The 8,775-nt window shown below is 70.2% G+C and carries 7 protein-coding genes; 2 read left to right on the forward strand and 5 right to left on the reverse strand.

Annotated elements, in window-relative coordinates:
* The 5 genes from HG543_RS48150 to tesB all read right to left on the reverse strand — a co-directional run.
* Positions 1–319, reverse strand: a 319-nt coding sequence (locus HG543_RS48150) for a hypothetical protein (protein ID WP_169351708.1), incomplete at its 3' end; no start/stop codon positions are given.
* A gap of 82 nt (positions 320–401) precedes the next feature.
* Positions 402–2,450: a DUF1592 domain-containing protein gene (locus HG543_RS48155; RefSeq protein ID WP_246357830.1), complete on the reverse strand. Its 2,049-nt coding sequence runs from the start codon at positions 2,448–2,450 to the stop codon at positions 402–404.
* Between the two features lie 17 nt (positions 2,451–2,467).
* The gene (locus HG543_RS48160) at positions 2,468–3,772 is read right to left on the reverse strand and encodes a DUF1552 domain-containing protein (protein WP_169351709.1); all 1,305 of its coding nucleotides are present in this window, start codon (positions 3,770–3,772) and stop codon (positions 2,468–2,470) included.
* A 273-nt stretch (positions 3,773–4,045) separates the two neighbouring features.
* Positions 4,046–4,969, reverse strand: coding sequence for a DUF1963 domain-containing protein (locus HG543_RS48165; protein ID WP_169351710.1), 924 nt, complete (start codon positions 4,967–4,969; stop codon positions 4,046–4,048).
* 74 nt (positions 4,970–5,043) lie between these two features.
* Positions 5,044–5,916, reverse strand: a complete 873-nt coding sequence (gene tesB / locus HG543_RS48170) for an acyl-CoA thioesterase II (RefSeq protein WP_169351711.1) — start codon at positions 5,914–5,916, stop codon at positions 5,044–5,046.
* A gap of 181 nt (positions 5,917–6,097) precedes the next feature.
* Between tesB and HG543_RS48175 the strand changes: the two genes are divergently transcribed.
* Together HG543_RS48175 and HG543_RS48180 are read left to right on the forward strand one after the other, a co-directional pair.
* Positions 6,098–7,714, forward strand: coding sequence for a M28 family metallopeptidase (locus tag HG543_RS48175; RefSeq protein WP_169351712.1), 1,617 nt, complete (start codon positions 6,098–6,100; stop codon positions 7,712–7,714).
* 166 nt (positions 7,715–7,880) lie between these two features.
* On the forward strand, positions 7,881–8,775 hold an 895-nt coding region (locus tag HG543_RS48180), incomplete at its 3' end, for a bile acid:sodium symporter family protein (RefSeq protein WP_169351713.1).

Genomic DNA, 8,775 nt, shown 5'->3' on the forward strand with positions numbered 1-8,775 from the left:
GGTGGTACCCCAGCATCCCCAGCGCAACGAACGCTCCCGCCAGGATGCCCAGCACCAGCGGCGGCAGCACCGGCCGCTTCATCCGGAACCGCTGGAACGACCACCCGTCCACCCCCCGCGCCCACGCCAGCGTCACCGCGCACGCCACCGCCTGGAACAGCAACAGCCCCAGGAAGCCCCCCAGCGCCAGCCGCCCCTGCCCATCCGTCCCGAACCGCTGGAACACCATCAGCGCGGCGAAGCCCGCCACCTCCAGCACCCCGACCAGGAGCAGCAGGTTCACCTCGGGGTAACGTTCGTTCAGCTCTCGGTAGCGCATGCGGGTTCTCGGGCGGCCCGGCCCGAGCTAACCACGCGCCCCGCGCCGGCGCACTCACATGTGCACCGGCGCGGGCCCGACCTCACTCCTCCGCGGGCACCGGGCAGCGGTTCCGGAAGCTGTCACTCAGCGCCACCGCCACCATCAACTCCGGCAACCGGTGACCGCCCTGCGTGAAGCGCGCGTCCACGCTTCGCACCACGGCCTCGTCCGCGTCCGTCAGCTCGCGGCCGAGCCCGTACGCCAGCGCCTGCCGGCTGATGCACGTCGAGAACGCGGGGTCCTGCTTGAGGATGGCCGCCAGCTCACGCGGGCCCTGGAAGGCCGCGCCCTGGAAGTTGCCCGCCGCGTCCACCGGCGTGCCGTTGTCCGTCTCGCGCCACTTCCCGGCCGCGTCGTAGTTCTCCAGCCCGAAGCCGATGGGGTCCAGCAGGTTGTGGCACCCCGAGCAGGACGGATTCGAGCGGTGGGCCTCGGTGATCTGCCGCAGCGTCGCACCCGGAGGCAGCGTCGTGGGCAGCGCCTCAACGCCCGGAGGCGGCGGGGGCGGCTCCTGGCACAGCAGCCGTCCCAGCACCCACTTCCCGCGGCGCACCGGCGACGTGCGCGTCGCCAGCGACGACTGCGCCAGCACACCCGCCTGCGCGAGCAACCCGCCCCGCCGGCCTCCCGCCGTCGACACGCGCTTGGGCGTCGCCGAGCCCGGCCGCGGCAGGCCGTAGTAGTTCGCCAGCGTGTCGTTCACGAAGGTGAAGTCCGCGTCGAGCAGGTCCAGCGCGCTGCGGTCCTCCTGCAGGAAGACGCGGAAGAAGTTCTCCCCCTCCTCGCGCATGGCCTTCTTGAGCGCCGGGTCCACGCCCGGAAAGAGGCTCGGGTCCGGGGTGATGCCGTCCACCTGCCGCAGCCCCAGCCACTGGCCCGCGAAGTTCTGCACCAGCGCCTCGGACTTCGCGTCCTTCAGCATCCGGCGCACCTGCGCCTCCAGCACCGCCGGGTCCTTCAGCCTGTCCTGCTCCGCCAGCGCGGCCAGCTCCGTGTCGGGCTGGCTGCTCCAGAGGAAGTACGACAGGCGCGACGCCAGCTCGCGGCTCGTCAGCTCGTTCTTCCCCGAGCCCGGTGCCGGCGTCTCCACCACCTGGAACAGGAAGTGCGGCGACAGCAGCACGCCCTGCAGCGCGAACTTCACCGCCAACTCGAAGCCGTCTCCCGAGGAGCGAACGAGCGAGTACACGCCCATCAACTCCGTCAGCTCCGCCTCCGTCACCGGCCGGCGCCAGGCGCGGCGCGCGAGGTGCTCGACAATCTGCCGGGCGCAGGGCTCCTCCCCCGCCTTCGCCGGGTCGCACACCCGGAGCACGGCCTGTCCCGAGGGCGCGGCGGTGGGCGCCGTCACCTCCAGCCAGTCCACCAGCAGGTTGCGGTCGGTGTTCGTGTTCGGGTCGTAGACGTCGTTGGTGAAGCGCACGACGAATGGCTTCTGCCCGGCCGCCGTCACCCGCACCTGCCGCGTGTACAGCGTGGCGCTGGTGGCGGGCACGTCGAACGAGGCCACCGACACACCGTCCAGCAGCCACTCCATCTTCACCGGGTCCGGCGGCGCCTGCGTGCCCCAGGCGCGCACGGACAGCTTGTACTCACCGGGCTGCGCGAAGTTGAAGGTGGTCGTCAGGTCGCCGTTGGACCACAGGTTCCACGCGGTGCCGTTCTCCGCGCTGCCTCCCGTGGTGGCGCTGGCGGTCTCCGCCTGGACGCGCACCGTGCCGCCAGGAGAGGACGCCGCCAGGTCGCGCGCCCAGGCCTGGTCGATGAGTCGGCCGGCGGAGGCCTCGTACGCCTCCACCAGCGCGGGGGACACGCTGAGCAGGCTCGCGTCGTTGTCGAAGCCCGCGCCCGTGGGGTCCGCGGGGAAGGTGGACGCGGGCCGGCTCGTCTCACCGAGCAGGTCCCTCACGGTGTTGTCGTACTCCGCGCGGTTGAGGCGGCGCAGGGCGTGGGCCCCGTCGCCGCAGGCCCCGGCGGAGGATCCCGGGTCGTTCGGCGAGGGCGACTCGTTGGGCTTGACGTCGCCCGAGCATGCGGCGAGCAGCAGCGGCAGTCCGAAGAGGAGCGCGCGCGAGTTCATGAGCGTCATGGGTGCGTTCCCCTTCCTCACGCCAGTCCGGACAGCGGTGCCTGTGCGAGCGGACCGAAGTTGCCGCGCGGGATGCCGAAGGCCTGGAGGATGGACAGCAGCACGTCACCACACCGCTTGTCCTTCGCGCGCAGGTGCCGTCCCGGACGGAAGGCACCGCCCGCGCCACCGGCGAGGATGACGGGCATGTCGTAGTGGTTGTGCCAGTCGCTGTGCGAGATGTCGCTCGAGTAGAAGACGGCCGTGTTGTCCAGCAGCGACCCCGTCCCCTCGCGCACCGCCTTCAGCCGCTGCACGAGGTGCGTGAGCCGGGACACCTGCCACTTGTCGATCTCCACCTTGGCCGCCAGCTTCACCGGGTCGTTGCCGTGGTGGGACGCGTCGCCGTGATGCGAGAAGGTGCGGCCGTTGACGGAGAACGTCATCGGGCTCACGCACATGCCGAGCATCAGCGTGGCCACACGCGTGGCGTCACACTCGAACGCCTTCACGATGAGGTCGCACATCAGGTTGGCGTACGCGGTGCGGTCCATGGGGATGCCCACCGGCTGCGCCCCCGGGGTGCACGCGGGCACGGGCGTGCCCTGCTCCGCGCGCTGAATCGCCTGTTCGATGGTGCGGATGCCGGACATGTACTCGTCCAGCCGGAGCTGGTCGGCGCGGCCGAGCCGGCCCTGCAGCGCCTTCGCTTGGGACGTCACCCGGTCCAGCACGCTGCGGCGGTAGTTCCAGATGCGCCGCTCCTGCTCCGTGGGGCCCTCCTGGGTGAGAGAGCCGAAGAGCCGGTTGAAGATGACGCGCGGGTTGTAGACGTTCGGCAGGCGCTGGCCCCTGGCGAACGTCGCCATGCAGTGGTCGGCGCCGGTGCAGTGGTCCTGCGTGTCGTCGTACGAGGACGTCTTCGGGTCGATGAAGCCGTCCCCGTTGCTGTCGCGGTAGCCCGGGTCGTAGTAGCCGTTGTTCTCCACGCTGAGCGTGAGAGACGGCACGCGCACCTGCGACGCGGTGGCGTTGGCAATCACCTGGTCGATGGAGTCGGTGGAGCCCGCGACAATCTTCTCGCTCGCGGTGAGCATCATCCAGAAGCCGCCCTCGTGCGTCCGTTCGTAGTAGTCCCACGAGCCGAGCCGCAGCCCGCTCAGCACGAGCACGTCACCCTTCACCGGCTCCAGCGGGGAGAGGCTGGCGGGCAGCGCGTAGTTGGCACCCTCGGTGGTGGGGAACCACTGGTTGGGAACGACACCCGCGGAGTGGAAGATGCCCACGAAGCGAAGCGGCGGCTTGGAGCCTGCGGCCTGGGCACGGGCCTCCGAGGGAGACATGGCCTCCAGCCAGGGCAGCGCGAGCACCGCGCCAGCCGCACCTCTCAGGACACTCCGGCGTGACAGTTCCCAGGATTTCGATTTCGACACGCAGTGCCTCGGGGGTTTGAGACTCCGACGCACTGAGCAACGAGGGTGCCACCCTCGGGAAACCCCCAGGCTCCCGCAGGTTTGCAGCGACTGTGTATTCCCGGACCCGGGCGGCGGGTGTGCACCCCACAGTCCGGTGTGGCGTGTCGACCCCAGGCGGGATGTGGGCCGTCGTGGGGGCGACTACGCCGTCTGCCAGAACAACCAGAAGGCATCGGGCGCATGGCGTGCGGAGCAGGCGTACACGTACGCGCGGCCCGCACCACCGAGGTTGAGGTCCTCCTCGAACTCGTCGAACTGGAGCACCAGCTCGCGCGGGGCACCACACGCGCAGGGCCCTGGCGTCTCGTCGCCCTGAATCCACTCCGCGAAGCCGCCCACCTGGAACTCGAGTCGGTCGGAGACGGCGGCGGACAGACTGTACTGCTCGGGCGTCCCCACGCCGGACGGCATCCGCACCGAGGGCGCCGTCTCCCAGGACTCCACGGCGCGGCCCCTCGCCAGCCGGGGGCCGCTGGAGTCCACGGTGATGGCCAGCGGACCCGAGGGCCGCGTCTGCACGAAGCAGCGCTCCGCGCCCGAGTCCACGTCTTGGCAGAGACAGCCGCTGTCCTCCTTCTCGGACTCCACGCGCTGGCAGAGGAACACGTAGAGCAGTCCCTCCTCCCGGTAGCGCAGCGGCCGGACGGGCCCTACGGCGAGCTGCGTGACGAAGGTGAGCTGCGTGCCGCACCGCTGGCAGCGCGGCCACTCCACCGGGGCCAGGAAGGCCGGCGGTCCCCCCAGCCGCTCCAGCGCATCCACGGGCGCGGGCGCGGGCCCCAGGCGCGGCACCCACGCGGGCGTCACGCCGCCCTCACCGAAGACGCGGCGCAGGTGCTCCTCGGTGAGCGCCTCGGGAGGCACCGGGGGCGCGGGCGTGGTGTCCGGGCGCGCCGTCAGCGTCATGTCCCGAAGCCGCTCGATGGCGAACACCGCCACCGGGATGAGGCACAGCCCCAGCAGGAGGAAGGGCATGGCCCGCTCCAGCGGCAGCAGGACGACGAGCGCGCCGGAGGCCGCGGTCCACACGATGAGGGCGATGAGGGTGACCCGGAAGTTCTTCACTGTCCTCCATCGTGCCACGCACTCCGGGCGGACGCCGCCACGGAATGAAACCCGATTTCAACAAGCGCCCCCGCTCAGCGCGAGCCCTTCTGGACGATGCGCAGCAGCCCCTCCTGCGCCACCGAGGCGACCAGCCGCCCGTCGCGGGTGAAGATGTTCCCCCGCGCGAGGCCGCGCGCGTTGCCGGCCCACGGGCTGTCGATGGAGTACAGGAGCCAGTCATTCACCTTCAGGTCCCCATGGAACCAGAGGGCGTGGTCCAGGCTGGCACCCTGGACGTTCGGCTGGAAGAAGCTCGTCGCGTGCGGCAGGAGCGCGGTGCCGATGAGGTTGAAGTCGGACGAGTAGGCCAGCACGTACCGGTGCACCTGCGGGTCGTCCGGCAGGTCGCCGTCGGCGCGGAACCACACGTGCTTCACGGGCTCGCGCTTCGTGGGGTTGAAGGGGTCCGCGTACGCCACCGGACGGATTTCGATGGGCTTGTCGTGGAGGAACTTCTCGCGAAGCCGCTCGGGGATGCGGTCGGCGCTGCGGCGCAGCAGCTCCATCTCCGAGGGCAGCCCCTCCGGCCCCGGCACGTCCGGCATGGTCGCCTGGTGGGCGAGGCCCGGCTCTTCGACGTGGAAGGACGCAATCATCGTGAAGATGGGCTCGCCCTTCTGGATGGCGACGACGCGGCGGGTGGTGAAGCTGCCGCCGTCGCGCACGCGGTCCACCGTGTAGACCACCGGCTTGCTCGCGTCGCCCGCGCGCAGGAAGTAGCCGTGCAGCGAGTGCACCCGGCGCTCCGGTACCACCGTCTGGCTGGCCGCCGACAAGGCCTGACCCAGCACCTGCCCCCCGAAGAGGTTGCGGAAGCCCAGGTCCTGGCTCCGGCCACGGAAGAGGTTCTCCTCGATGGGCTCCAGCTTGAGGAGCTCCAACAACTCATCCAGGACTCGACTCATGGCCTTCCCTCCTACCCGACCCGGGTTCGGCTGTCTCGGGCGTCGGGGCCATCGGCCCACCCCTCGTCCGCTGTCATGCGAACAGAAAACAGGGAATCAGTGAGACAGCGGAATGAGTCCCGGGTCTTTATGTTGGGAACGCCGCCAACGCTCCTGGTTCCACCCTCCGCGAGCCCTCATCATGTCCCGTCCCCTGCTCCTGCCCGTCCTGGCCCTCCTCTCCACCCCGGCCGCCCACGCCGCCGACCTGTCGCCCGAGGCGGACCGCTGGTGGGGCCATGTCCGGTTCCTCGCCAGCGACTCGCTCCAGGGCCGGGACACCGGCAGTGAGGGCTACCGCAAGGCCGCCGAGTACGTCTCCCAGCAGCTCGCCGCGCTCGGCGTGAAGCCCGTCGTCGGGGACTCGTACCTCCAGGAGCTGGAGCTGGTGTCGCGCACGCTCGTGGAGGAACGCTCGCGCCTGGCGCTCGTCCGTGGCGGCAAGGAGACGCCGCTGGTGCTGGGCAAGGACGCCATCATCTCCTCGCGCGTGGGCGAGTCCGGCACCGTGGACGCGCCCCTCGTGTTCATCGGCCATGGCCTGTCCATTCCCGAGGCCGGGCACGACGACTTCGCGGGCGTGGACCTCCAGGGGAAGATCGCCGTCTTCCTCTCGGGAGGCCCCTCCACCATCTCCGGCCCCCTGCGCGCCCACTACGCGTCCAGCGCCGAGCGCGCGAAGGCCCTGAGGAAGGCGGGCGCCATCGGCTACATCTCCCTCCAGAATCCCAAGCACCTGGAGGTGCCCTGGTCTCGCGTCGCCGGCGCGCGCAAGAAGCCCGCGATGCAGTTCGCCGACACGTCCCTCAACGAGGACCAGGGCCTGAAGCTGGCCGTCACCTTCAACGCGGACCGCACCGAGCAGCTCTTCACCGGCACGCCGCACACCTTCAAGCAAATCCTCGCGCTCGCGGACTCGGACAAGCCGCTGCCCCGCTTCGAGCTGCCCGCGCGCCTCGAGGCCCGCGCGGAGTTCACCCGCGCGCCGGTGAAGTCCGCCAACGTGGTGGGCCTGTTGCCCGGCAGCGACCCGGCGCTCGCGAAGGAGTACGTCGTCCTCTCCGCGCACCTGGACCACGTGGGCGTGGGCGAGCCCGTGAAGGGCGACCGCGTCTACAACGGCGCCATGGACAACGCGACGGGCGTGGCCGCGGTGCTGGAGGTGGCGCGCGCGCTCCAGGCCGCGAAGCCCAGGCGCTCCATCCTCTTCGCGCTGGTGACGGGCGAGGAGAAGGGCCTGCTCGGCTCGCGCTACCTCGCCGCCCGCCCGCCCGTTCCCATCGACGGCGTGGTGGCCAACTTCAACCTCGACATGTTCCTTCCCCTCTTCCCCCTCACGCGGGTGATTGCCTACGGCCAGGAGGAGTCCAACCTCGCCGCGCCGCTGCGCAAGGTGGCCGAGACCCAGGGCGTCAAGCCGCTGGAGGACCCCGAGCCCAACCAGATGCGCTTCATCCGCAGCGACCAGTACTCCTTCGTCCGCGAGGGCGTGCCGGCCCTGGCCTTCAAGTTCGGCTTCGACAAGGGCAGCCCGGAGGAGAAGGTCTTCAGGACGTGGTACCGCGAGCGCTACCACGCGCCCTCGGATGACCTGGCCCAGCCCATGGACAAGGAGGGCGCGGCGCACTTCGTCAAGCTGCTCACCACGCTCACCCGTACCGTCGCGGATGCAACCGAACGCCCTCGCTGGAATACAGACAGCTTCTTCCGCCGCTTCGACAAGACAGGCACGCGCGGGGGTGTCACCGCAAACCCATAGCAGAGTCACTCCGTACCACATTGCTCATGTCGCACAGTGGCGTTGACGCCCGGCGTCATGGGTAGGGCGCGCAGTAAGCCATCCGCCACGACGGGGGGTGGCTTGATGCGGAAGGCCGAACTGCGTCACGCTTCCCGTTCAACGCTGGACATTGGACGGGGGGCAGATGCAGGCAAACATTTTGACCGCGGTCCTGATGCCGCTGGCACTGGGCATCATCATGCTGGGCCTGGGCCTGTCGTTGACGCTCCAGGACTTCAAGCGCGTCATCCTCTATCCGCGCGCGGTGCTGGTGGGCCTGCTGTGCCAGATGATCCTGCTGCCGGGGGTCTGCGCGCTGGTCGCGCATGCGTTTGGGCTGCCGCCGGAGCTGGCCGTGGGGTTGATGCTGTTGTCGGCGTCCCCCGGCGGAGCAACGGCGAACCTGTTCAGCCACCTGGCCCGCGGTGATGTCGCGCTCAACATCACGCTGACGGCGGTGAACAGCGCGCTCACCCTCTTCACGCTGCCCCTCATCATCAACCTGTCCATGACGCACTTCATGGGCGAGGGCCGCGCGGTGCCGATGCAGTTCGGGAAGATCATCCAGGTCTTCGCCATCGTGCTCGGGCCGGTGAGCCTGGGCATGCTGGTGCGCTCGCGCCGCCCGGGAGTGGCGATGAAGCTGGACAAGCCCATTCGCCTGATGTCGGTCCTGTTCCTGGCGACCCTCATCGGCGCGGCGGTGTACCAGGACCGCTCGAATGTGACGACCTACTTCCGGCAGGTGGGCGCCGCGGCGCTCGCCTTCAACGTGGCGAGCATGCTGGTGGGCTACTTCGTGCCCCTGCTGCTGCGGCTGCCCAAGCGCCAGGCGGTGGCCATCGGCATGGAGATCGGCATCCACAACGGGATGCTCGCCATCGCCATCGCGCTCAGCCCCACGCTGCTCGCCAACCCCACCATGGCCATTCCCCCGGCCATCTACAGCATCCTCATGTACTTCACGGCGGCGGCCTTCGGCTTCCTCGTGAGCCGTGAGCACTCCCGCGCGCGGGACGAAGAAGCGCGCACCCTCCCCC

It is taken from the genome of Pyxidicoccus fallax (assembly GCF_012933655.1).
Lineage (GTDB): Bacteria > Myxococcota > Myxococcia > Myxococcales > Myxococcaceae > Myxococcus > Myxococcus fallax.

Bases quoted from the DNA above. Each gene is read 5' to 3' on its own strand.
- HG543_RS48155 (WP_246357830.1), bottom strand. From the start codon at position 2,450: ATGACGCTCATGAACTCGCGCGCGCTCCTCTTCGGACTGCCGCTGCTG.
- HG543_RS48160 (WP_169351709.1), bottom strand. From the start codon at position 3,772: ATGTCTCCCTCGGAGGCCCGTGCCCAGGCCGCAGGCTCCAAGCCGCCG.
- tesB (WP_169351711.1), bottom strand. From the start codon at position 5,916: ATGAGTCGAGTCCTGGATGAGTTGTTGGAGCTCCTCAAGCTGGAGCCC.
- HG543_RS48175 (WP_169351712.1), top strand. From the start codon at position 6,098: ATGTCCCGTCCCCTGCTCCTGCCCGTCCTGGCCCTCCTCTCCACCCCG.